Raw genomic sequence first — 23,280 nt, forward strand, 5'->3', positions numbered from 1 at the left:
ACCTGGTTACCCCCTTATCGGTACCCCGCTTTTCGCACGCTGTTGAGGCAGAGCAGAATTCGGTTATGCGGCGAGAGTTAGACCGAATCACACGGAGCCGGCACGGTATGTGTACGCGTTTGCCGAACTGGAGCGTCGGGTAAGTGGGACGAATGAGCGAGCCCAGTCCGTATGTGGAATTCGACCGGAAACAGTGGCGCACACTGCGAAAGTCGACTCCCCTGGTGCTCACCGAGGAAGAACTGCGGGGCCTGCGCGGTCTCGGCGAACAGATCGACCTCGAAGAAGTCGCGGAGGTCTATCTACCGCTCGCTCGACTGATCCACCTGCAGGTCGCCGCGCGCCAGCGGCTCTTCGCCGCGACCGCGACCTTCCTCGGCGAGACCCACCCCGATCAGCAGGTGCCGTTCGTGATCGGGGTCGCGGGCAGCGTCGCGGTGGGCAAGTCCACCACCGCGCGCGTGCTGCAGGCGCTGCTGGCCCGCTGGGACCACCATCCGCGCGTCGACCTGGTCACCACCGACGGATTCCTCTATCCCACCGCCGAACTCACCCGGCGCGGCATCATGCACCGCAAGGGGTTCCCGGAGAGCTACGACCGCCGCAAGCTGCTGCGATTCGTCACCGAGGTGAAGTCAGGCGCGGCCGAGGTGTGCGCGCCGGTGTACTCGCACATCTCCTACGACATCGTGCCCGGCAAGTTCCACTGCGTGCACCAGCCCGACATTCTCATCGTCGAGGGCCTGAACGTGCTGCAGACCGGGCCGCGGCTGATGGTCTCGGATCTGTTCGACTTCTCCATCTACGTCGACGCCCGCATCGAGGACATCGAGAACTGGTACGTGCAACGGTTTCTCGCGCTGCGCAAGACCGCGTTCGCAGACCCGAACGCGCATTTCCACCACTACGCCGCCTTCACCGACGACCAGGCGACCGGCGCGGCCCAGGAGATCTGGAACAACACCAACCGCCCGAATCTGGTGGAGAACATTCTGCCGACCCGGCCGCGCGCCACCCTGGTCTTACGCAAGGACGCCGACCACAGCATCAATAGACTGCGCCTTCGTAAATTGTGATCCCGCTTACAATTTCCATGCTTCGTCGAGGCGTTTCGCCACGTTGATATCGCGGGCCGCGGCAATGTGCGGTTTGTCGATCTCCTTGGCGATATAGCGGGCAATGAATCGCCGGATCTCCTGGTCGACGCTGGCGAGGATGCGCAGCAGTTGCCCGCGAATGGTGTCGGTGGCGACATTGATCCGCACGTCGCTGGAGCGCGGCGTAGCGATGTCGATGACCACGCGCAGCGGTTCGGCGGCGCGCACGATCAGCTGTAGATGGATGTGGCCGTCCACCTCGAACCGGTGTTTGTCCAGCGCGAGATCGATGAGCATGTCGACGCTCAGCGGGATCTTCAGCGCGAAGGAGATCACCTCGTCGAGGTCGCGGCGCACCTCGGCCTGCCCGAGCTGCACCTGCGCACTCGCCTTGGCCAACCGGCCTGGACCGACGCCGATCGGGCCGAAATCGAAGGCGGCCCCGGTCAACTGGTCGAAGGCGCCGAGGATGCGCTGTTCGGTGGCGGCGTATTCGAGGAACCGCCTGCCGAACGCCTCGTAGCTGATGTAGGGCACCGGCTCGGCCGACTCGGCGGGTGCGGGCCGCTGCTCGGCGGAGCGGCTGTCGAGCTCACTCATGACGCGCCCCGCGATGTCGCAGGGCGGGTGTCAGATCCCGAAGCGGCGGTGCCGTGCCGCGAAGTCGCGCAGTGCGCGCAGGAAGTCCACACGCCGGAATTCCGGCCAGTATGCCTCGGTGAACCATATCTCCGAGTATGCGCTCTGCCACAGCAGGAATCCGGAGAGTCGCTGTTCTCCGGAGGTGCGGATGACCAGGTCCGGGTCCGGCTGGCCGGAGGTGTAGAGGTGCTGGCCGATCGCGTTCACGGTGATCGACTGCACGAGATCCTCGCCGGTCTCCCCCGCCGCGATCTCCTGGCGCACCAGCGAGCGCACCGCGTCGGTGATCTCCTGCCTGCCGCCGTAGCCGATGGCCACGTTGACGTGCACCCCGTCGCGCCCCTCGGTGCGTTCGGCGGCGGTGCGCATGCGCTTGGCGATCAGCTCCGGGAATCCGTCGAGCGAGCCGACGATCCGCACGCTCCAATTCTGTTCCGGCGCCGAGAGTTCCTCGACCACGTCGGTGATCACCTCGAACAGCGTCTCCAGTTCGTCCGGATCGCGCTGCAGGTTCTCGGTGGAGAGCAGATAGACGGTGACCATCTCGATGCCCTCGGCCTGACACCAGCCGACCAGCTCGGCGATCTTCACCGCGCCGACCCGATGTCCGTGGCTCACATCGGTGAATCCGTTTTCCCGGGCCCACCGCCGATTACCATCACACATCACCGCGACGTGTCGGGGATGTTGTTTGCCGGCCAGCTGCTTCATGAGCCGGGCCTCGTAGATGCGATACGGCAAACCCCGCACCTGAACCGGAAGCTCCACGCGGCCACCCTACGCCTCACCGGCGCGATCCCGGCAGCGACCGGGTGCTCCCGGTACAGTGACGGAGGACCGCAACCTACGGTTCCGTAGGTTACCGGTGAGTTCAACCAGGAGGTAGCTCGTGTCCGAATCGTTCGGTGCGGCAGACACCCGAGTGGCCGAAGACTCGGGGTCGGCGCAGACACCGGCGGCCGATCTACTGGTCAAACCCAGGATGCGCGGCTGGATCCACACCTGGGCGGTCGGCATCGCGGCGATCGCCGCCATCGTGCTGGTCGCCAAGGCCGCCACCCTCTCCGCGACCGCAGGCTGGTCCACCGCCATCTACGGGCTGACGGTGTGCGGACTGTTCGGCATCAGCGCCATCTATCACCGGGTGACCTGGCCGACGCCGCAGGCCAGGATCCGGATGAAGCGGGCGGATCACTCGATGATCTTCCTGTTCATCGCGGGCAGTTACACGCCGTTCGCGCTGCTCGGCCTGCCCGGTCGCACCGGACAGACGCTGCTGCTCGTGGTGTGGGCGGGCGCGCTCGCCGGTGTCGCATTGAAACTGTTGTGGCCCACCGCTCCGGTCTGGGTCGGCGTGCCGCTCTACCTGCTGCTCGGCTGGGCGATCGTGCCGGTAGCCGGGCAGCTGAACACCCAGATCGGCATCGCGCCGCTGATCCTGCTGCTGGTCGGCGGGCTGCTCTACAGCGGTGGCGCGATCCTCTACGCCACCAAGTGGCCCAACCCGTGGCCGACCGTGTTCGGGCATCACGAGTTCTTCCACGCCGCGACCGTGCTGGCCGCGCTCACCCACTATGTGGCGGTCTGGCTCGTCGTCCTCCGCTGACCAGCACCAACGGCTAAGCTGCTCGATCGTGTTCCTAGTCACTGCCGTTCGCAGCGTCGCGCTGCCCGGACGGGCCGTCGCGCGCGTGCGAACGCCATGATCGCCCGGCTGGTCATCTGGGCCCTCAAAGCCCGCGCGGGGCTGGCAGCGGTGGTGATCACCGCCAATCTCAGCGGTCTGGCCGTCATCATCACCGAGCTGTGGCTCAGCGGATCGCTCAGCAGGCTCGGCCCCGACTGGATCCGCTCCACCGCGCTGGTGGGTATCTATCCCTCGATCGGCTTCGTGGCCGGGGTAGCGCTCGCCATCCGGGACCGGTCCTCGCATTTCGGCTGGCTCGATCAGGGGCGCAAACCGACCGAGGAGGAGGCGCGGCAGCTGCTTCGGCTGCCGATCACCATCACCGCACGCGCGTTCGTGGTGTGGATCACCGGCGTCATCGTGGCCACGGTGATGCTGATGCAGCTCACCCCCGACAACGATCCCGCGGTGATGGCGGCCCTGTTCACCTTCGGCGGGTTCGAATCGGTCGGGTTGACGTTCCTCATCGTCGATCGGCTGATCCGGCCGACCATCCCGATCGTGGCCGCGGTGCTCGGCCCCACCATGCACTGGAGTTCTTCGGTACTGGTCCGGGTGGTGGTGAGCTGGGCCGTCGCGGCGGCCTTGCCGCTGCTGATGCTGATCGTGGTGCTGGCCAATCCGGTGGCAGACCCGTCCGATCGGGTCCGCACCGCCATCTACCTCTCGGTGGTCGGACTCGGGGTCGGCGCGCTGGCCACCGCCTTCCTGGCCCGCGCGGTGGCCACGCCGATGCGCACCCTGCGCCGGGCACTGGACCGCATCACCCGTGGCGACCTCGACGTGCGCGTCCCGGTGGGCAGCACCAGCGAGATCGGCAGGCTGGAGAACTCGGTCAACGAGCTGGTCGCCAATCTGCGTGAGCGCCAACGCATGCGTGACCTGTTCGGCAGGCACGTCGGCACCGAGGTGGCCGAGCGCGCGCTGGCGGGCGGGGTGGATCTGACCGGTGACGTGCGGGTGGTGACCGCGCTGTTCGTCGACGTGACCGGCTCGGTCGAACTGTCCACCGGGTTGCCGCCCGAGGAGTTCGTCGCCAAGCTCAACCGGTTGCTCGCGACCGTCGTCACGGCGACCGAGGAGAACAACGGGCTGGTCAACAAGTTCGAGGGTGACGCCGCGCTGTGCATCTTCGGCGCTCCGATCGCCCTGCGGGACAACGCGACTCCCGCTCTGCGCGCGGCTCGGCGGATCCGGGACGAGGTGGTCGCGGCCGGTGAACTCGATATCGGCATCGGTGTCGCGCACGGTCGGGTGTTCGCGGGCGACGTCGGCACCGACACTCGGCTGGAGTACACCGTCATCGGTGACGCCGTCAACGAGGCCGCGCGGCTCACCACCGAGGCCAAAGAGGTGCCGCACCGGATCCTGGTGAGCGGCGCGGTGATCGAGGCGGCCGCGGACCAGGAGCGCGCGAAATGGACGCTCTACGAGACGATCCTGCTGCGCGGCATGAAGAAGCCGACGGCCTGCTGGACCGATCTGGACCACCCGGCCGCCTCGGTGCCTGGTGCCGATATGGCACCGTCCGGGACCGCCGACCCGACGATCGAGCGCAGTGCGGTGGTTGAGGTTCGTACCGCCGCAACGGAAACCGACTGACGCCGCTACGGCCGCGCCAAGGCTTCCTGTAGTTCCGCGACTGTGGATACCGGCAAGTCGCAGACGGAGCCGCGGCATACGTAGGCGGCAGGCTCACCGTGCACCAGCGGTCGGTCGGCCAGCAGCGGAACCGAGTTCGGCGGGGCGGCAATGACTATCGTGCCGCCGGGCGCCGCGGCGCGGGCGGCGGCGAGCAGCGCACTGGACTCGCCGGCAGCTTCGGCGGCGATGGCGACCTGAAGTGGACCACGCAGCGCGGCCTCGGCGACCGTGAGCCACTGGCCCGCCGAGCGCGGGGCGCGTGCCAGCACGACGGCACCACGCTGGAGGGTCTGTTCGGCCAGTGCGAAATACGGGACGGCCCGATCCGCCTCGCTGACGGCGGCCGCGGTGAGCAGCGCCTCGGCGAGCGAGGAGGCGCCCGCGGGAGTGGCACCGTCGATGGGGTCACGGGGCCGGGTGACCAGGATTTCGGCATCGTCGGCGGTGTCGAACCAGCTGCCCGGGGTGTTCGGGTCGGCGAAGTGCTGAATCGCCGTGTCCAGCAACCCTTGCGCCTCGTCGAGCCAGCTGAGTTCGCCGGTGGCCTGATGCAGGGCCAGCAGACCGGTGACGAGCCAGGCGTAGTCCTCCAGCACGCCGGGCGAGGCACCAGCGACGCCGTTCAGCGAGGCGCGGCGCACCCGGCCGTCGATCACATGCTCGGACAACAGGAATCGGGCACAGCGAACCGCGGCGGACACCCAGTCGTCCGCGCCGAGTGCGGCTCCCGCTTCGGCCAGTGCCGTGATCGCCATCCCGTTCCAGGCGGTGACCACCTTGTCGTCGCGGTCCGGTTGGGGCCTGCCGTCGCGCGCCTTGCGCAGCGCGGCGCGGATCTGTTCGAGCCGATCGGCATCGGCGGGCGCGGGATCGGTGTATCGGGTCAGCACCGAAGTACCCTGCTCGAAGTTTCCCGCCGTGCTCACACCGAAAAACTCTGCGGCCCAAGCACCGTCGATCGGTCCGAGTTCACCGACCAGCTCGGCGGGCGTCCAGACATAGGTCGCGCCCTCTACCCCTGGCTTGCCCGGTTCGAGATGAGTGTCGGCGTCGAGGGCGGAGGCGAAGCCGCCCTGCTCGGTGCCCAGGTCATCGAGCAGGAACTGCACGGTCTCCCGAGTAACCCGATGCGCCAACGACTCCGGCTCGTTTGCAGATGCCCGCCGGGCCAAATGCCCGTAGGCGCGCAGCAATTGAGCATTGTCGTACAGCATCTTCTCGAAATGCGGTATCACCCAGGCCGGGTCGACAGAGTAACGCGCGAAGCCCCCGCGTAACTGGTCGTAGATCCCACCCCGCGCCATAGCCTCGGCCGTCCGAGTCACCGCAGCGAGGACGGCCGAATCACCGGTCCGTTCCCAACTGCGCAGCAGACCCTCCAGCAACGCCGACGGCGGAAACTTAGGCGCCCCACCGAACCCCGCATGCTCGGGATCCTCATCCCGCAGCACCGCCGCGACCGCATGATCGAGCAGTTCCGCACTGAGCGTGAGATCCGAGTCGGGCAACCCTCCGGCCTGCGCCCGCAGCGCCTCGGTCACCTGAGCAGACGCCTTGTGCACCTCATCACGCCGCTGCTGCCAGGTCTCGGTGATCGCGGTGAGTAACTGCGTGAACGACGGCATCCCCCCACGCGGCAACTTCGGATAATAGGTACCGCAGTAGAACGGCTCCCCCTCCGGCGTCAGGAAGCACGTCATCGGCCAGCCCCCCTGCCCCGTCATCGCCACGGTCGCATTCATATACACCGCGTCCAGATCGGGCCGTTCCTCCCGATCCACCTTCACACACACGAAGTTCTCGTTCATCAACTCCGCGGTCGCCACATCCTCGAACGACTCGTGCGCCATCACATGACACCAGTGACACGACGCATACCCCACCGACAGCAGGATCGGCACATCCCGCTCCCGCGACTCCGCCAGCGCCCCCGCATCCCACTCCCGCCAATGCACCGGATTATCCGCATGCTGCCGCAGGTAGGGCGAGGTCGCGTTCCCGAGCCGATTCATGAGTCCACCGTGCCACAGTCGAGGGGCACAGGTGTGCAGGTGATCGATGATGCGAACTTGCCCCCGGGCAAGCCAGGTGCGGGGCTTGCGCGTGGCATGCCGGTCCCCGGAGGTGCACGGACCCCGACGATCGCGCCACGGCACACGACACCGGCCTGCCCCGCGCCTTGATACTCGTCGCTCACCCACGAGCCCCGCTCTCGCACATCCAGGTACCAACTCCCTAGACACCCATCGGAGCTTCATGCAAGGCTGCTATAAGCGCATGGTTCAGTCCGAGACTTCATGAGGGTACGGAGGCTTCATGGGTGTTCTGCCGCCATCTTGCGACTTTGTGAACGGCGTTCCACCGGAAGCGGATCGGCCACCGCCTCCGCGTTCGATAGTCTTTCTCGGTTACGAAAGCGGGCGCGACGCCAGGACTATCTACCATCACCCGGCTGATTGCGAGCATTGCCACTTGTACGTGCTGGAGCGCGAACTAGCATCACGTTGCAACGGATACGACGGGTACGGATTCCGCGAGCGCGTTCCCGGCGTAGGGGTGGCATGCCCGGTATGCCTCAGCGATGAGAAGGATCCGTCGAAGTGGACGTTCTGTCGGGATCTGGATGACGCGAGCCCGTGGGTAGGCAGTCTCCTACGCTGGGGCAGGACGAGCGAGCGACAATGGATGGCGGTGGTAATTTTCCGTGATCATGACCGGCTCACCGTCGAAATCAGACCAGGGGACGAGCTGCGCACCGATTCTCACTGATGGAACCGGTATCCGGAGCCTCGCAGCCGTGTACGGATTGCGTGCCCAGCAGACTCAGAGCGCCGCACCACCGATATTCCACTCATGCTCGAGGGCGGTCACTGGGCCGATAGCCGGATTCGTCGTCGTCAGACCGTCCAATTGAGGTAGTCCGGCACGTGATCGGCAGGATCACCGACCACGGCGGCAAGCCGCTCGCGAATTAGGAGAGCATCGTCGGCGCTGAGCGGGACCAGGGTGTTGCGGAGTTTGATTCCGTAGTTTGCGTTGTCAGGAAATGTCTTCAATGCAGGAATCAGAGTAGGGAGGTCGATTCCGGCCCGCATGGGCGCAAGATTCTCGACCGTCACCGCGCACGATGCGACGAATTCCCGGCCAGCGATCTGGACAGGTTCACGGTAGTCGCGGACCTGTCCAGCCACAATCGCCATCCCGATGATTCGGGTGGTATCCCGCTGCGGAGTACCCCAGCAGCTCTTAGTGGTGACGAGGAACAATGTGTCGCCGACTTCGAGCCTTTTGCCCTTGGCCTGACCAGTAGCGGTGAACGCGAACCGATCGTTCTCGAGTACCCAGCGCAGGGCGGTCCCATCGGAAAGTGCAAGGAGATACGGCTGACCGCCAAGTGGCGACTGGTCGCTGTGCAACGCCTCAAGGATTGCACTGGCCAGCAGGTGTAACCAGTCGATAATCGATTCGACTTCGCGGGCGTCTATCCGTGCCCGCCGCGAGGGGTCGCCGGGGTCTCGATCAGCAGCGTGCGCGATCCGGTTGCGTCGCGTCGTGATCGCAAGTAGTCGCTCACGCACATCCTGTGCCGTGGTGCGCGCCCCGTCCGGTAGCCGTGCGCTGAATCGTTCCGATACGGTGGGCCACAATGGAATATCAGTGACAAGGGCAAAGCCTTCTTTGATCCGGTCGGGATGCTGAAAAGACTTCCAACCGAGGGAAACCCGCAGCTGATCTTCGAACGCCTCAGCGAGTGGCGCATCCTGATGGTGGACTCGGTCGAAGAGCTCGAGCGGGATCTCGAAATCTCTCAACCTCCGCGGTTTCGCCGCTGAAGGATGCTGAACGAGAGCCACAGCGCGTTGACAGATCTCCTCATGCACCCAGTGGTCAAGTGCCGAGACCGCCTGTACCCATGCCGAGCGGTAGAGATCGCTGATGTCGAAGGAGCCAATCTTCAACTCTTCGAAGTGCTTCCCACCGGAGGTCAGACGCCTCGCGAAGTCGAGATTCTGTTCGAACTCTTGAAAAGCTTCGGTAATAGCCATGCTTCCCCCAGAATGACGAGGTCGTTATCAAGTCAGGGTGTCGGTTTGGCGTGCAGGCTCTTCGCTGGTGGACTTCGTGCAGTCTCAGCGTACGGAGTTTGCCAGTATGCATCTGCAGATTCGGGCGGGCTGGGCGTCCACGGGTGGGTCCCGGACCGAAAGCAACCTTGATGGGTCGAAGAGTCGAACGACAATCCCGGGTTGATGCCTCGGCTCGACGGCCGCTCGCGGTCGGCAATGTCGATGACCAGCTAGACATCGAGAGTCGGTCGCCGGAAGCCTACTGGGCAGGTCGCTGACAGCCTCCGGCAGATGTTGGACTAAACCTCTGGCAATTCTGGGATTCAAGTGGCGCAGATGTGGGATTATAGCTCTGGCAGATGTCGGATCAGAGAGGATCTACTGTGGCCGAGCCCAAGCTGATCGAACGTCACCTGGAGGAAGTGCTGGCCGAGCTGGTCCGCGACGAACCCGTGGTCGTGTTGACCGGCGCCCGCACAGTCGGCAAGAGCACCCTACTCTCCGCATGCGCCCGGATCGCGGGCCTACAGGTCCTTGATCTAGATGATCTGGAGACCCGGCGAGCCGTTTCTGCCGACCCTGCGCTATTCGTCGCCTCGGACCGACCGGCCCCGGTTTGCATCGACGAATTCCAGCATGTTCCGTTGCTTCTGGACGCCATCAAGGCCGAACTCAACAAGGATCTGCGGCCGGGGCGCTACATACTGACGGGCTCGACTCGCTATGGGTCACTCCCAACTGCCGGGCAGTCGCTGACCGGGCGAGCCCACGTTGTGACAATGTGGCCACTCTCGCAGGGCGAGTTGTCAGGGTCTCGCGAGGTGGCTCTGGACGCGCTGGTCAGCGACCCGGCAGCACTGGTATCTGCCGCTTCTTCTACGAGCACCCGCGCCGACTACGAGCGGTCCATATTGGCGGGAGGGTTCCCACTGGCATTGGCCCGCAAGCCTGGTCGCTCTCGTGACCGATGGTTCCGGGACTTCGTCAACCTTGTCGTCGAGCGCGATGTCATGGAAATCCGCAAAGTCCGTCAGCGGCAAGTCCTGCCGCAAGTACTTCAGCGGCTCGCAGGCCAGACGGGCCAAGTAGTCAACATCGCGAACATCGCCGACGCCGTCGGGCTCGACTCGAGCACGGTCAAGGACTATCTCGGCCTCCTCGAAGCGGTCTTTCTCGTCCATCGCATCGAACCGTTCACTCGATCGGCTACCCAAAGGACTATTCGCAGCGCGAAAGTCCATGCTGTCGACACCGGCCTCGCCGCGTACCTCACCGGACTGACGGAGCAGAAACTGGCCAGCCGCATCCCCGCGACACTCAGCCAGTTCGGCCACCTCGTCGAAACCTTCACCGTGAACGAACTGATCAAGCAGGCCGGCTGGGCGGAACAGCAGGTTGAGTTCTCCCATTTTCGAACCCGCGATCAACAAGAGGTCGATCTCGTAATAGAAACTGTCACAGGGTCTGTCGCTGCGATCGAGGTCAAAGCAGCAGGCACTGTGACCGATCGCGACTTCGAAGGACTCCGGATGCTCCGCGACAAACTAGGCAGCGCCTTCGTAGGCGGCGCAGTCATCAACCTCGGCCAGAAGTCGTACACCTACGAAGAGAAGTTGCACGTCCTGCCCCTCGATCGACTGTGGATAAACCCCGAATGAGCGTGGACTCGGTACCGTTTAGTTGACGGCCTCGCGCAGACCGCGAGGTCACCTCGGTCGCCGGGGTGTAGAGCCCCGGCGACCGAGCGGTTAGCGCGTCCGGGTCAGGGCAGCGATGTGAGCAGTGCGGCGCCTACGCGCTGTACGTCGGCGCAGGTGTCGAAGGCGTCGGTTTGGATCTTGGTGGTGCGTACGGCGAGTTCGCTGCTGCCGAAGGGGGCGGGGGTGCCGAGGTTGCAGGTTCGTTTGTGGGTGTCCTGGACCGAGCGGTAGAGGACGACCTGGCGTCCGTAGTACTCGGTTCGGCGGAGATCCTGGAACGTTCCTGGTTCGAGCAGGTCGTCGATGGTGCGATCCGAGGTGCCGATCACCAACTCGAAGGATCGGTCGATGGCCTGCCACTGGCACAGCTGCCATGTCGGACGGTTCGGGTTGGTCAGGCGCTTCTTCGTGGAGGTGTCCAGGCCGGCAGCGGAGATCTTGGATTCCGGCAGTGAGCAGGGGTCCCAGAGTGCGCCTGCCGCAGGCTGTTCGACCTTGGCAGGTGGACTCTCGGGGGCAGCGGGCGCCGGAGCGGGCGCGGATCCCGGAGCAGGCGCCGATCCCGGTGCAGGTGCGGGCGCTGGAGCAGGCGCGGGTGCTGGGGCAGGTGCGCCGGCGTCCCCCGGAACCGGCGCGGGCACTGCGGGGGCGCTCGTCGCCGACGAGCTGGCGCCGGGCTTCGGCGGAGCATCCGCGGAGTTGGCATCACATCCGGCGAGCAGCATGGCCGCCCCACAGGCCAGTGCCGCGACACCGCGCGCGGTATTCCTTGTGAACATCTCGAAGTTCCTCACTGCCAAGGGATTTCCCCACCGATTGGCTGTTGTCGCCACTGCATCCGCAGCGCGTGCTTCTGGTATCGATAGAACGACCAGTTCGTTACGCCACCTAAGTACGCGCAGTCACCTACCAGACCGTTAGATCCCAGGCGGAGACATGTCGAGGCTGTGCACAGTCAGGCGCGAAAGTCCTGAGCAGCAGGGGTTTCAGTGGCTCAAGGCCGATCGCGGAGCAGACCGTAGTCGCGCTCGTAGATTCGGGATGCTGCCAGCCGGAGCACCGCGTCCCGCACAACCGGGGTCATGCCCCTGGTGCTGTCGCGCCGCCGCGCCCGCGCCTGCACCCACCGGGTACGCGGAAGACGCCGCAACCGATAGCGGGCCAGCAGCTGCTCGATTTCGCCGGGGCCGCCGAGGGATTCGGCCAGGACCAGCGCGTCCTCCACCGACATCGCCACGCCCTGAGCCATATTGGGCGAACTCGCGTGCGCGGCATCACCGATGAGGATGATGCGCCGGGTGCGCCAGGTCGAGTCGGTGACCTCCTCGATAGTGGAGAAGTGTGCGTCCGGTCCGGCGAGCAGATCTCGAACCTCCCCGCCGAAATGGGAAAAGTGTTCGGCCAGTGGCATTCCCGCCGACGCGGCGGCAGCCGGTTCGGGCATGGACAGATCGGCGTAGCAGTACAGCCGGTCCGCGCCGACGGGAACCGCGAGAAAAGTCGCCCCGCGCCCGAGCCACACGGTCCAGTCGTGGATACCCGCGGTATTGCCGGTGACGAACCGCCAGCAGATCTGACCCGCATAGCGAGCTTCGGCAGCTGGATTCACCATGCGCCGCAGCTCGGAGTGCACCCCGTCGGCCCCGACCACGACGTCATAGCTGCCACTGGTCCCGTCACTGAACGTCACCGCCACGCCGGCCTCGGACTCGTCGAGCGTGCGCACGGTGACACCGGTCCGAATGGGCAGCCGCAGCTTCTCTGCCAGCGCCGTCCGCAACCGGTCGTAGGTGATGCCCACGGGTTGTCCTACGTCGCGCCACAGGGCGGCCATGTCGATCTCGGCGAGTGTTCGACCCTGATGGTCCTGCAAGCGCTGCCTGCGAATCGGCACACCGTCCCGTAGCGCATCCCCGACTCCGAGCTCGGCAAGCGCCCGAACAGCATTGCCCGGCAGGAAGAGTCCGGCCCCGGCGGGGTTTTGGGTCCGTCGCTCGATGAGGTCCACCGACAGCCCGCGCCGCTCCAGCGCGCCCGCGGCGGCCATCCCGGCGACCCCGGCTCCGACGACAAGGACGTGCAGCGGATTCGGCATATGGTCTCCTCGTAGCGCATGTCCGGCTCACCCGAGCCGGTACGGCACCTACCGTCCACCCCGGCAGCGCCCATGTGCCAGTTCAGAACCTGCTCACTTCACCGGTCGCACACCTCAGGGCGTGAAGGTCTGCAGGTGGTCGACGGTGACGAACTTGCTTGCCGAACCAGTCTGCGCGACCGCCTTGCGCAGCGCCTCGAGCCCGCCCCAGTCACGCGCCGGTTCGGCGAGTGGATAGTCGAAGTCGTCCCAGTGCGTGGGCACCACGTAGCGCGGGCCACCGGTCACCTGGAGTAGCCGCGCGACGTAGTCGACGATCTTGCCGCCACCCGCGGGCAACAGCAGCACGTCCGGGCGCAGACCGGCCAGCTCGGATTCGATGTAGTTGGAGCCACCGAGGTTCAGCACGCTCACCCCGCCACCGCTCACCTGGTAGGCCAGCGTGCCGCCTTCGACGAGGTCACGAATCACCCTGGGCTCCGGCAGCTTTCCCGCACCGAAACCCGGTCGCGTACCGGCGAACGCCACTTCGGCCCTGGCACCGGAGGCCGAGTGCAGCGAGCGCAGCACGCGAATGGTGTACCCGTCGAAGCGCAGGTACTCACCGCCGGTGGCGATGGCTAGCTGATCCTCGGGAGCACCGAGCGCCGCCATCAGATTCAGGTGGGTCTCGGTGCCGAGCACCGTCGCCCCGGTCTTCTTCGCCAGGTACGGCACATCGGTCAGATGGTCGTAGTGCCCGTGGGTGACCAGGATGTGGTCGGCGCGCAGTTCACCGCTGTCCACGTAGCGGTCGATCAGCGCCGTGTCGACGGTGATCGGAGTGTTCGGGTCGGCGCCGGCGTCGGTATAGGTTCCGGTATGGAACCTGGTCAGCCAGGGGTCGATCAGTACGGTCTTGCCGCCTGGCAGTCGGATTTCCCAGCCGTTGTTGCCCCACCAACGCAATGTCACGCCGCCTGGTGCCGGCGCACCGGTGACTACCGCCCGATTCGCGGATTCCGTTCCGCCACAGGCGACTACACCCGCGAGCACCGACGCGCCCGCTGTCATACCGAAGAATTCTCGCCGTCCGAAACCTGTCATGCGGGCACAAGACCACAGGATCGGCGCCGCTGTCCAAGACCGACGGGCCCGCTCGGCGATATCGAAAACGATATCGTCGCAGCGTGGACATGCTGCGTCAGCTCCGGTACTTCGTCGCCGTCGCCGAAGAATTACATTTCGGCCGGGCCGCCGAACGCCTCGGCATCGCCCAGCCGCCGCTGAGCCAACGCATCCGCAAACTCGAGAACGATCTGGGCGCGCGGCTGTTCGACCGGGACAGCCGCCGCGTCGAGCTCACCGAGGCGGGCCAGATCCTGCTCGCCGAGTCCCGGGATCTGCTCGCCCGCTGGGAGCGCACGACCTCGCTGGTCGGTAAGGCGCATCGTGGCGAGATGGACGCGCTGCGCGTCGGCGTGCCTCCGGAACTGGCTGGGCGGGTGCTCGCCGCGATCCTCACCGCGTTCGAAAGTCGTGAGGTGCGCGTGGATCTGCAAGAGCTGACCACGGCCGAACAGGTCCGCCTGCTCGCCGACCGGCAGCTCGACGCGGGACTGCTGCAACACCCGGTCGACGTGGTCGGCCTGAAGCTCGGCCCGGCTGTCGACACCCCCGTCGGGGTGGTGCTGCCGCGCGATTCGCCGCTGGCCGTGCGCGCTTCGCTCACCCTCGCCGATCTGGCCGGGCTCGGGCTGGTGATCTTCCCGCGTGCCGCCGCACCCGGTCTCTACGACGCGACACTGCGCACCTGCTGGGAGCACGGCTTCCGCCCCGCCAGGGTGCAGCACGCCCGCAACCCCGAATTCGTGCTCGGCATGGTGCTTTCCGGCCGCGGCGTCGCCTTCGACCAGGGCCTGGTGGCGCAGAAGGAGCCGAGGGTCGTCTGGCGGCCGCTGCCGGCGGGCACGTTGCAGTGGCGGCTCTCGCTCGCCTGGCCCGCGCACGCACCGCACCCCCTGGTGTCCGAGCTCGCGGAGCTGATCGTGCGAGTTGTCCAGGGCGACGGCACCTCTCGGCCCGCAGCCGTTCAGGACGTGGCGCAGCGACCGTGGAACGTGGTGTACGGCACGCCGTGATCAATGCGCTCGACCGCGTGCGCGGCCGCGGCGCCGATCGCGCGATCCACCTCGGGCAGCCGCTGGACGAGCGTATCCGCCCTGGTGAAAACCGCTACGGCGTAACGACTCCCGTCCGGACATTCGAGCACACCGATCTCGTTGCGCACGCCGGGTAGCGTGCCGGTCTTGGCCCACACCTGCACCTCGGGCCGGAACGCGGCGGCTAGACGGTGCCAATTCAGCTGCTGGCGCATGAGATCGCGCACCCAGCGGCAGGCCTCGGCCGGACCCGCGCGGTCCTCGCCGATGAGGGTGAGCAGCCGCGTCATCTCGCGCGGCGTGCTCGCGGTGGTCCGGTGCGGATCCAGCGCCTGGCTGCGCAGGATCTCCGAGGCCGCGAGCGCCGGAAACCGCTCGGCGAACTCGGCCGCGTCCCGCGCGCCGATGTCGTCGGCCATGCTTTGCACGATCTGCCGTGGCGCGCCGACGATCCGGGTCTGCGCGAGCCCGAGTTCGCGGACCAGCGAGCGCACATTGTCGATCCCGACCCGCTCGAACAGCAGGTCGGCAGCGGTGTTGTCGCTCAGGGTGATGGCGAAGAAGGCGGCATCACGCAGACTGAGGTCGACGTCGTCGTGGCAACCAGCCGTACCGACCCCGCCGAGGCGGTCCGCGCCGCCCGCGCGCACCCGATCGGTCGGATCCAGTTGCCCCGCCGCCACCTGACGGGCGAACTCCAGCACCAGCGGCACCTTCACCACCGATGCGAGCACCACCGGCTCGTCGGCGCCCGACCCTACCTCCGCGCCGCAGTCGAAGCACCGGGCATGCACCCAGCCCTGCACGCCGACGTTGCGAAAGATCTCCTGCACGACTGCCCAAACTGCCATATCGGGCGCGACCGGACGCAGCCGGTGCGGCACGACCCGGCCGCGTCGCCGAAAAATAGGATGCGCCGGTCGAATTCGACCGGATACAGTTCGCAACGCGCCCGGTGCGCGGACAACGGTCGTTTCGACCGAATCGACGGATTCGGCAGCTCGACCGGTAGCGCTACCTGCCTCGGTTCGAATATGCGTCGAGCCGATGGTGTCCGTTTTCGACCGCGAACCACCGGCGTGTACGAACGCGCACGCACCGTATCCGGTTACGTTTCCGACGTATGCCCGAAATGCGGTGAGCGCGCGGCAAATCGGACCGAATGCCCGCCCATGAAGGAAAGGACGGAATTGCCATGCGCATTTTCACCTTCACCCGTCCGAACGACGACGCAGCGCGGAATATCGGTGCGGCGACGTCCTCGGTGCATGCCGAGCACCACACTCTCCACCGCAATCACGCGGGCCGGCTCGACTACCAGCAGGCCGCGGCCCGCGAGCTGTTGCTGCTGGCGGCCTCGACCGTGGTGCGGATCCGCTAGCGCGCGGCGGCTACGAGGTCCGGGCCAGCACTTCCCGGCCGACATAGCCGAGCAGTCGACGATGCCCGGGCTCCCCGTCCGCGACGGGGATCTCGGCATCGAAGACGCCGGGGCCGCGGAACTGGTCGATGCCGCCCCTGCTCCGCATGGTGGCGAGAAGTTCGCCGCACAACTCGTCATCGGCCAGATCGGGCCTGCCGATGGCCACCGCGAGATCGACGCCGTGCACCACCAGCTCGGTGAGGTGTACCAGGGCCGCCGCCGACGCGGGCAGCGCACCCAGCGCACTGTGCACGGTGTTGTCCAGCGCGTCGGGCCGATGCCAGGCCGCGCGGTCCACCTCCGCCGCCGCCGCGTAGGCGCCCTGCGGATCGCCGCCGAGCCAATCGGATTCGTGATCGGCGCCGGAATCCGTGCCGCTCAACGCGGCCGCGAAGACGTGCATGCCGCCCACCGTATGGTTCAGCACGGTGCGCACATCCCACTCCCGGCAGGGCGTCGGCGCGGCCAAGGTGCTGTCGTCCAGGGCGGCGACGATCACGCTCGTCGCATCGAGAGCACGGTCGATCTGTCCGATCACGTTGTCCATGAGCTTCCTTCGGTCGAGCGGTCTGGCTGAATTGGTAACACAGGCGGGCGACATACGGAGGCCGTTGCGAAAGCTGCTCGCGGCGAAATAGGTTGCCAGCAGTGTGCTTCTCGGTGGCCAGGGGATTAAGCGGATGCGCGATCCGAATACATCTCGGATACAGTCTGCAATGCGGTGGGGGCGCATGCAACGCTCGTCCCACAACGTTTGAAAACTGTTGCGCAGACCCCCTTGCGACCGTAGAGCACGCTATGCAGCGGGCACCCAGATGACAATCACTTCCGATTTCCGCCCCGGCCGTACAGATTTCGGTAACCAGTTCAGGCGTGGTTCAAACCTGTTACTCCCGATTGAAACAACCCGCCGCACATTGTCGGTTCATATCGCGCGACCAGCCCCTTCCGGCGAGCGCCGGCCTACCATGTCGTGACCATGCGCATCGACCTCTGCACCCTCGTCGTCGCGGACTACGATCCGGCGATCGCCTTCTTCACCGAAGCGCTCGGCTTCGACCTGATCGAGGACACTCCGTCTCGGACCAACGACGGGCGCCCGAAGCGCTGGGTCGTCGTCCGCCCGCCCGGCGCCGACACGGGGCTGCTGCTCGCCCGCGCGGACGGTACGGCGCAGGACGAGGTGGTCGGCAACCAGACGGCGGGCCGGGTCGGATTCTTCCTTCAGGTAGCCGATTTCGACGCGGCCTATCGCCGCATGGTCTCCCATGGCGTCGAATTCGTCACCGCGCCACGGCAAGAGCCGTACGGCACGGTGGCGGTATTTCGCGATATCGCGGGCAATCGGTGGGATCTGCTCGGCCCCAACTGATCCGAGGCCCGACCGTCAGTCGACGTTCTGACACTCCACGGCGATTTGATGAAATCCGCCGCCGTCCTTCTGATATGCGACGACACACACCCTGCCACGCCCGATGCCGTTGACGATCCAGCTGGGATCCACCTCGGTGGGCGACGACGCGAGATCGCGGTCGATACCAGGCCCCGCGAAGCTGAGAAATCCGACGAACCCCTGCCCGATCGCCGAAACCTGATAACCGTCGGCGCCGCCGACCACGCACAGACCGACCGGCGATCCGGCCTGCGGGCCTGCGGCACGCGCCTGCGCCGTGGTCATCGGCGCCACCCCCGTCGCACCGATCACTGCTTCGACGAGATCGGAGGTCGAGCCGGTGTCCTCGGCATTTATCTTCCCCCACTTACTCTTTCGAGCACAGCTCCCGCTGCGCCACGCGACCGGGCAGATCGCTCCATCCTACGGTTCCACCATTGCCGTTACTACGGGCACCGCGTCGGCGTTTCGTCCGTAGCATGTTGGGTTCGGACCAGGCATTCGCACTGCCCGTACGTGGGTAAACTCACGTTCGTGCAGCGCAATGCAGGTGTGCTACCAGGAAGGTCGAGCGTGCGATCGTTGAGGGCCCACCGCGGCGCCGGAGTCGTTGTCTCCCGCAGGTCAGCCGACGACCTGCGGATGCCCCATGGGCGGCCCCGACTCTCGCGCGGCGCGGCGCGGTGCGGCTTATGACCGACGACGCCGGTGCGTACCGCAGCGCGAACTCCGACGACCACGCGGATCTACTTGCCGCGCTCGGCGTTCCACTCGACGACGAACTGCTGACCTTGGCGTTGACGCACCGTTCGTACGCCTACGAGAACGGCGGCGTGCCGACCAACGAGCGACTGGAGTTCCTCGGCGACTCGGTGCTCGGTCTCAGTGTCACCGAATACCTCTATCTGCGGCATCCGCAACGCAGCGAAGGCGACCTGGCCAAGATCCGGTCCCGGGTGGTCAACATGCACGCGTGTGCCGAGGTCGCCCGCGGCCTCGGCCCCGGCGGCCTCGGCCCGCACCTGCTCCTCGGCCGCGGCGAGGAACTCACCGGCGGCCGGAACAAGACCAGCATCCTCGCCGACGGCATGGAGTCACTGCTCGGCGCGGTGCACCTGCAGCACGGCATCGGCGTCGCCCGCGCCGTGGTGCTGCGGCTGTTCGACGATCTGCTCCAGCGTGCCGCCAAGATGGGCGCGGGTCTCGACTGGAAGACCAGCCTGCAGGAACACACCGCCGAACACAGTCTCGGCGTCCCCAGCTACGAGATCACCTCCACCGGCCCCGACCACGACAAGGAATTCACCGCGACGGCGGTGGTCGGCGGCGTGGCCTACGGCAAAGGCGTCGGACGCTCGAAGAAGGAAGCCGAGCAGAATGCCGCCGCTGCCGCCTACGCCGCGCTGGCGCCGGACAGCGAGTAACCCCGGGTATCAGGTCTTTTCGGTCCGCCCGTCCGGCTCGGCCTCGTCGGGCCGGGTGGTGATGCCCCGCTCGGTCCCCTCGTCGGCTTCCTGATCCGGTTCCGGGTGGTCCGGCTCGAAGGTCGCGGGCAGCTGCTTCAGATGCTTGTTCATCGAACGAACCAGCAGCACCGTGCCCGCGAGCAGGATCAGGATGATGAAGAACCCGAGCGGGGAGGCCTTGCCGAACTCCGGCCCGGTCGGGGTGCCTGGGGTCTGGGCGAGCAGAACCAGCATCACCGCTGCTCGTCCTCGATACCGGCGAACAGGTCGGTCTCCGGCAGCGCCGTCTTGACCCTGGTCTTGGCCAGCTCGAACTCCTCGGTCGGCCAGAGCCGCTGCTGCAGCTCCAGCGGGATGGCGAAGAACGCGCCGTTCGGGTCGATCTGGGTGGCGTGCGCGCGCAAGGCGTCGTCGCGCTGCGGGAAGTACTTGGCGCAGTCGATCTGGGTGGTGACCCTGGAGAACACGTCGCCGCGCTCCGGGACGTACTTGCGCATCCGGTCCAGCCACTCCTGCAGCGGGAACGGCTCACCCATCCGCTCGTACTCCTCGGCGAAGACCTCCATCCGCCGGGCGGTGAAACCGTGGTCGTAGTACAGCTTCAGCGGCGTCCACGGCTCGCCCGCGTCGGGGAATCGCTGCGGGTCACCCGCCGCGTCGAACGCGGCGACCGACACCTCGTGGCAGCGGATGTGGTCCGGGTGCGGGTAGCCGCCCAGCTCGTCGTAGGTCGTCATCACGTGCGGCTTGAACTCGCGGACCACCCGGACGAGTGCCTCGGTGGACTCCTCCAGCGGCACCGTCGCGAAACTGCCGTCCGGCAGCGGTGGCAGCGGATCACCCTCCGGCAGACCGGAATCGACGAAACCGAGCCAGTGCTGGCGCACGCCGAGCGCGCGCGCCGCGGCGGCCATCTCCTCGCGGCGGATCTCGTCGATCCGATCGAGGACACCGGGGGTGTCCATCGCGGGGTTCAGGATGCTGCCGCGTTCGCCACCGGTCAGCGTCACGATGAGGACGTCGTGTCCTTCGTCGGCGTATCGGGCGGTCGTCGCGGCACCCTTACTGGATTCGTCGTCGGGGTGGGCATGCACCGCCATGAGGCGAAGGCCACTCACGTCTCGTTCACCATCGCTCTCGCTCGCGGGTGTCTGGTCTTCGTTCCCTATAGTTCCATTCGACCGACTTTTGTTCCGACGTACCCCCCGGGAGTGACCTTGTGAGTCAGCGCGATGGAGCCTCGCCCGGTGCGAACGCACCCGATGAATCCGGCGCGAACGCACCCGATGAATCCGCGGCCGCTGCTCACGTCACGGTTCCGGCGACGCATAACAGGCCGACCGACCGGTACGGCACCAAACCTCCGGTCGAGCGCCGCTGGCTGCCGGTGGCGCTCAGCCTCATCGTGGTATTGCTCGGCTGCGGCGTCGCCTACATCGGCTACCAGAAGTACGGCCCCAAGGACATCGAGTTCGAACAACTGGGCTACGTCGTGGTCGACGACGCGACGATGACGATCCGAATCAAGGTCACCCGCAAAGATCCCGCACGGCCGGTGGTGTGCTTCGTCCGGGCCATGGCGCGCGACAGTGTCGAGGTCGGCCGTCGAGAGGTCCTGATCGCGCCGTCTACCAGCGGCACGATCGAACAGACCACCACGGTCAAGGCGTCCTCCCGACCGGCGTCGAGCAGTATCTACGGATGCAGCGCCGAGGTACCCAGCTATCTTCGAGCAGGGTGATTTGCCGCTTTTGCCGCAGCGTTTGTCCTCGAAATTAACTCCGACCTGCGCGTTTGTGATTCATGCTAAAATGGCCTGATACACGGTTCCGGGGTTCGGAGCCGTGTTTGCTGCATTGGCGGCCAGCGCTATCTGTTCCGGGTTGCGAACTTTGCCCGGAACCGGGTCTGTCGGGGTTCGATGAACTTCCCAGGATCGCTCTAGCCGTCGACTGGTGCGTGCCCGCCTCACGGGTGGGTACTGCGGCAGTTATCAGGGAATCCCGGCCTGCCGGGAACAACTACTAGGGAGTGATCGAGATGACTGAGACGCAAGTGACTTGGCTGACCCCGGAGTCGCACGACAGGCTCAAGGGCGAACTCGATGCGCTCATCGCCAATCGTCCCGTTATCGCTGCCGAGATCAACGAACGCCGTGAAGAGGGCGACCTCAAGGAGAACGGCGGATACCACGCCGCGCGCGAGGAGCAGGGTCAGCAGGAGGCGCGTATTCGCCAGCTGCAGGAGCTGCTGAACAACGCCAAGGTCGGCGTTGCGCCCACCAAGTCCGGCGTCGCACTCCCCGGCTCGGTCGTCAAGGTCTACTACGACGGCGACGAGTCCGACACCGAGACGTTCCTCATCGCCACCCGCGAAGAGGGCCTGAACGACTCCAAGCTGGAGACCTACTCGCCCGCGTCCCCGCTCGGCGGTGCGCTGATCGATGCCAAGGTCGGCGACACGCGCGAGTACACCCTGCCCAACGGCAAGACCATGAAGGTCACCCTGGTCAGCGCGGAGCCGTACCACAGCTGACGTTTTCGGCCGTCGCTCTGCGCCCCACCCCGGACGCAGCGGCGCGCAGCTCGACAGAGCGCGCCACGGCCGAGTTCTTCCCCTGAGACACGAACGGCCGCACCCGGATTCCAGGTGCGGCCGTTTCGTCATGTCCGTGGGTTCCTAGCCGCCGAGCGCCTGCTCGATATCGGCGAGCAGGTCGGCGGCGTCCTCGATGCCGACCGACAGTCGCACCAGATCCGCGGGCACCTCCAGCACGGAGCCCTCGGTGGACGCGTGCGTCATCGCGGCCGGGTGCTCGATCAGCGACTCCACCCCGCCGAGCGACTCGGCCAGCGTGAACACCTTGGTGCGCGAGCAGAAGTCGCGGGCCGCATCCGGGCCGCCGTGCAACCGCACCGAGATCATGCCGCCGAACCGGCGCATCTGCTTGGCGGCGATCGCGTGACCGGGGTGCTCGGGCAGGCCAGGATAGATCACCTGGGAAATCGCCGGGTGCCGGGACAGGAACTCGGCCAGCGTCTCCGCGTTGTCGCAGTGCCGGTCCATCCGCACGGCCAGGGTCTTGGTGCCGCGCAGGGTGAGGAAGGCGTCGAACGGGCCGGGGACCGCGCCCGCGCCGTTCTGCAGGAACGCGAACGCCGCGTCGAGTTCGGGGTCGTTGGTGATCAGCGCGCCGCCGACCACGTCGGAGTGGCCGCCGAGGTACTTGGTGGTCGAGTGCGTGACGATGTCGGCGCCGAGCAGCAGCGGCTGCTGCAGGTACGGGGTGGCGAAGGTGTTGTCCACCACCAGCTTCGCGCCCGCGCCGTGCGCGATGTCGGCCAGCGCCGGGATGTCGCCGATGCTGAGCAGCGGGTTGGTCGGGGTCTCCACCCACACCAGCTTGGTGTTCGGCCGGATCGCGGCACGCATCTCGTCCACGTCGAAGACGTGTGCGGGCGAGTGCTCGATGCCCCACTGGCTGAACACCTTGTCGATCAGCCGGAAGGTGCCGCCGTACGCGTCGTCGGGGATGACGATGTGGTCACCGGGGCGCAGCGTGGCGCGGAGGGCGCAGTCCGTGGCGGCCATGCCGGAGGCGAATGCCCTACCGTAGGTACCGGATTCGAGCGCGGCGAGGTTGGCTTCCAGCGCGGACCTGGTCGGGTTGCCGGTGCGGGCGTACTCGAAACCGCCACGCAGGCCGCCGACGCCGTCCTGGGCGAAGGTCGAACTCGCGTAGATGGGCACGTTCACCGCGCCGGTCTGCGGGTCGGGATCGAATCCTGCGTGCACGGCCCGTGTGGAGAACCCCAGCTCACTCATAACAGACCAGCCTAATCAGGGGCGATTTCTGGGCAACCCCCTGGTGCTCCACAGTTGACGCGTGTCCGGCATTCGTCCGATGATTCCGATCTAGTTCCGC

Annotated in this window: 23 protein-coding genes; 10 read left to right on the forward strand and 13 right to left on the reverse strand. The window is 66.6% G+C overall.

Going from position 1 to position 23,280, the window contains the following annotated elements:
- Window positions 1-143 precede the first annotated feature (143 nt).
- The gene (gene coaA / locus ACIHA7_RS03465) at window positions 144-1,076 is read left to right on the forward strand and encodes a type I pantothenate kinase (protein WP_107659191.1); all 933 of its coding nucleotides are present in this window, start codon (window positions 144-146) and stop codon (window positions 1,074-1,076) included.
- 6 nt (window positions 1,077-1,082) lie between these two features.
- Here the strand turns inward: coaA and ACIHA7_RS03470 are convergent, their stop codons facing one another.
- Window positions 1,083-1,697 (reverse strand): hypothetical protein, encoded by a 615-nt coding sequence (locus ACIHA7_RS03470; protein ID WP_397285119.1) that lies wholly within the window; start codon window positions 1,695-1,697, stop codon window positions 1,083-1,085.
- Window positions 1,698-1,727: 30 nt separating this feature from the next.
- Window positions 1,728-2,507: an isoprenyl transferase gene (locus ACIHA7_RS03475; protein WP_107659192.1), complete on the reverse strand. Its 780-nt coding sequence runs from the start codon at window positions 2,505-2,507 to the stop codon at window positions 1,728-1,730.
- A 214-nt stretch (window positions 2,508-2,721) separates the two neighbouring features.
- On the opposite strand from ACIHA7_RS03475, the gene ACIHA7_RS03480 reads away from it, so the two are divergent.
- Together ACIHA7_RS03480 and ACIHA7_RS03485 are read left to right on the forward strand one after the other, a co-directional pair.
- Window positions 2,722-3,345 (forward strand): hemolysin III family protein, encoded by a 624-nt coding sequence (locus tag ACIHA7_RS03480; RefSeq protein ID WP_135237588.1) that lies wholly within the window; start codon window positions 2,722-2,724, stop codon window positions 3,343-3,345.
- A 96-nt stretch (window positions 3,346-3,441) separates the two neighbouring features.
- Window positions 3,442-5,028, forward strand: a complete 1,587-nt coding sequence (locus ACIHA7_RS03485; protein WP_397285121.1) for an adenylate/guanylate cyclase domain-containing protein — start codon at window positions 3,442-3,444, stop codon at window positions 5,026-5,028.
- A gap of 5 nt (window positions 5,029-5,033) precedes the next feature.
- Here ACIHA7_RS03485 and ACIHA7_RS03490 read toward each other — a convergent pair whose 3' ends face one another.
- Both ACIHA7_RS03490 and ACIHA7_RS03495 read right to left on the reverse strand, forming a co-directional pair.
- Window positions 5,034-7,082 carry a thioredoxin domain-containing protein gene (locus ACIHA7_RS03490; protein ID WP_397285123.1) on the reverse strand — a complete coding sequence of 683 codons (2,049 nt, stop codon included), beginning with the start codon at window positions 7,080-7,082 and terminating at the stop codon, window positions 5,034-5,036.
- Between the two features lie 885 nt (window positions 7,083-7,967).
- Window positions 7,968-9,116 (reverse strand): hypothetical protein, encoded by a 1,149-nt coding sequence (locus ACIHA7_RS03495; RefSeq protein ID WP_397285125.1) that lies wholly within the window; start codon window positions 9,114-9,116, stop codon window positions 7,968-7,970.
- A gap of 404 nt (window positions 9,117-9,520) precedes the next feature.
- On the opposite strand from ACIHA7_RS03495, the gene ACIHA7_RS03500 reads away from it, so the two are divergent.
- Complete coding sequence (locus ACIHA7_RS03500; protein ID WP_397285127.1) at window positions 9,521-10,795, forward strand: ATP-binding protein; 1,275 nt, start codon at window positions 9,521-9,523, stop codon at window positions 10,793-10,795.
- Between the two features lie 104 nt (window positions 10,796-10,899).
- On the opposite strand, the gene ACIHA7_RS03505 is transcribed toward ACIHA7_RS03500, so the two are convergent.
- From ACIHA7_RS03505 to ACIHA7_RS03515, 3 genes are all read right to left on the reverse strand, one after another.
- A complete protein-coding gene (locus tag ACIHA7_RS03505; protein WP_397285129.1) occupies window positions 10,900-11,616 on the reverse strand; it encodes a DUF3558 family protein in 717 nt (238 codons plus the stop codon).
- A gap of 215 nt (window positions 11,617-11,831) precedes the next feature.
- Entirely contained in the window at window positions 11,832-12,932 is a 1,101-nt protein-coding gene (locus tag ACIHA7_RS03510) for an FAD-dependent monooxygenase (protein WP_397285131.1), read from the reverse strand.
- 114 nt (window positions 12,933-13,046) lie between these two features.
- Complete coding sequence (locus ACIHA7_RS03515) at window positions 13,047-13,985, reverse strand: MBL fold metallo-hydrolase (protein WP_397285133.1); 939 nt, start codon at window positions 13,983-13,985, stop codon at window positions 13,047-13,049.
- 122 nt (window positions 13,986-14,107) lie between these two features.
- Between ACIHA7_RS03515 and ACIHA7_RS03520 the strand changes: the two genes are divergently transcribed.
- Window positions 14,108-15,052 (forward strand): LysR family transcriptional regulator, encoded by a 945-nt coding sequence (locus ACIHA7_RS03520; protein ID WP_397286486.1) that lies wholly within the window; start codon window positions 14,108-14,110, stop codon window positions 15,050-15,052.
- On the opposite strand, the gene ACIHA7_RS03525 is transcribed toward ACIHA7_RS03520, so the two are convergent.
- Window positions 15,004-15,924, reverse strand: coding sequence for a serine hydrolase (locus tag ACIHA7_RS03525; RefSeq protein WP_397285135.1), 921 nt, complete (start codon window positions 15,922-15,924; stop codon window positions 15,004-15,006). The two genes, ACIHA7_RS03520 and ACIHA7_RS03525, sit on opposite strands and share 49 nt — an antisense overlap.
- Window positions 15,925-16,268: 344 nt before the next feature.
- On the opposite strand from ACIHA7_RS03525, the gene ACIHA7_RS03530 reads away from it, so the two are divergent.
- A complete protein-coding gene (locus ACIHA7_RS03530) occupies window positions 16,269-16,454 on the forward strand; it encodes a hypothetical protein (RefSeq protein ID WP_397285137.1) in 186 nt (61 codons plus the stop codon).
- Window positions 16,455-16,464: 10 nt separating this feature from the next.
- On the opposite strand, the gene ACIHA7_RS03535 is transcribed toward ACIHA7_RS03530, so the two are convergent.
- Window positions 16,465-17,043 carry a TIGR03086 family metal-binding protein gene (locus ACIHA7_RS03535; RefSeq protein WP_397285139.1) on the reverse strand — a complete coding sequence of 193 codons (579 nt, stop codon included), beginning with the start codon at window positions 17,041-17,043 and terminating at the stop codon, window positions 16,465-16,467.
- 432 nt (window positions 17,044-17,475) lie between these two features.
- Here ACIHA7_RS03535 and ACIHA7_RS03540 point away from each other — a divergent pair, with 432 nt between their 5' ends.
- Window positions 17,476-17,868: a VOC family protein gene (locus tag ACIHA7_RS03540; RefSeq protein WP_397286488.1), complete on the forward strand. Its 393-nt coding sequence runs from the start codon at window positions 17,476-17,478 to the stop codon at window positions 17,866-17,868.
- A 15-nt stretch (window positions 17,869-17,883) separates the two neighbouring features.
- Here ACIHA7_RS03540 and ACIHA7_RS03545 read toward each other — a convergent pair whose 3' ends face one another.
- Entirely contained in the window at window positions 17,884-18,174 is a 291-nt protein-coding gene (locus ACIHA7_RS03545; RefSeq protein ID WP_397285141.1) for a hypothetical protein, read from the reverse strand.
- A gap of 407 nt (window positions 18,175-18,581) precedes the next feature.
- Between ACIHA7_RS03545 and rnc the strand changes: the two genes are divergently transcribed.
- A complete protein-coding gene (rnc, locus tag ACIHA7_RS03550; RefSeq protein WP_397285143.1) occupies window positions 18,582-19,313 on the forward strand; it encodes a ribonuclease III in 732 nt (243 codons plus the stop codon).
- 9 nt (window positions 19,314-19,322) lie between these two features.
- On the opposite strand, the gene ACIHA7_RS03555 is transcribed toward rnc, so the two are convergent.
- Together ACIHA7_RS03555 and mca are read right to left on the reverse strand one after the other, a co-directional pair.
- A complete protein-coding gene (locus ACIHA7_RS03555) occupies window positions 19,323-19,589 on the reverse strand; it encodes a hypothetical protein (RefSeq protein WP_397285145.1) in 267 nt (88 codons plus the stop codon).
- A complete protein-coding gene (gene mca, locus ACIHA7_RS03560) occupies window positions 19,589-20,455 on the reverse strand; it encodes a mycothiol conjugate amidase Mca (RefSeq protein WP_397286490.1) in 867 nt (288 codons plus the stop codon). The genes ACIHA7_RS03555 and mca overlap by 1 nt, the downstream gene beginning before the upstream one ends.
- 119 nt (window positions 20,456-20,574) lie before the next feature.
- Between mca and ACIHA7_RS03565 the strand changes: the two genes are divergently transcribed.
- Both ACIHA7_RS03565 and greA read left to right on the forward strand, forming a co-directional pair.
- Window positions 20,575-21,096 carry a DUF4307 domain-containing protein gene (locus ACIHA7_RS03565; protein WP_397285147.1) on the forward strand — a complete coding sequence of 174 codons (522 nt, stop codon included), beginning with the start codon at window positions 20,575-20,577 and terminating at the stop codon, window positions 21,094-21,096.
- Window positions 21,097-21,395: 299 nt separating this feature from the next.
- Window positions 21,396-21,890 carry a transcription elongation factor GreA gene (gene greA, locus ACIHA7_RS03570; RefSeq protein WP_040738717.1) on the forward strand — a complete coding sequence of 165 codons (495 nt, stop codon included), beginning with the start codon at window positions 21,396-21,398 and terminating at the stop codon, window positions 21,888-21,890.
- A 144-nt stretch (window positions 21,891-22,034) separates the two neighbouring features.
- On the opposite strand, the gene ACIHA7_RS03575 is transcribed toward greA, so the two are convergent.
- Window positions 22,035-23,180: a cystathionine gamma-synthase gene (locus ACIHA7_RS03575; protein ID WP_397285149.1), complete on the reverse strand. Its 1,146-nt coding sequence runs from the start codon at window positions 23,178-23,180 to the stop codon at window positions 22,035-22,037.
- Between the last annotated feature and the right edge of the window lie 100 nt (window positions 23,181-23,280).

Source organism: Nocardia sp. NPDC052316 (assembly GCF_044547795.1).
Taxonomy (GTDB): domain Bacteria; phylum Actinomycetota; class Actinomycetes; order Mycobacteriales; family Mycobacteriaceae; genus Nocardia.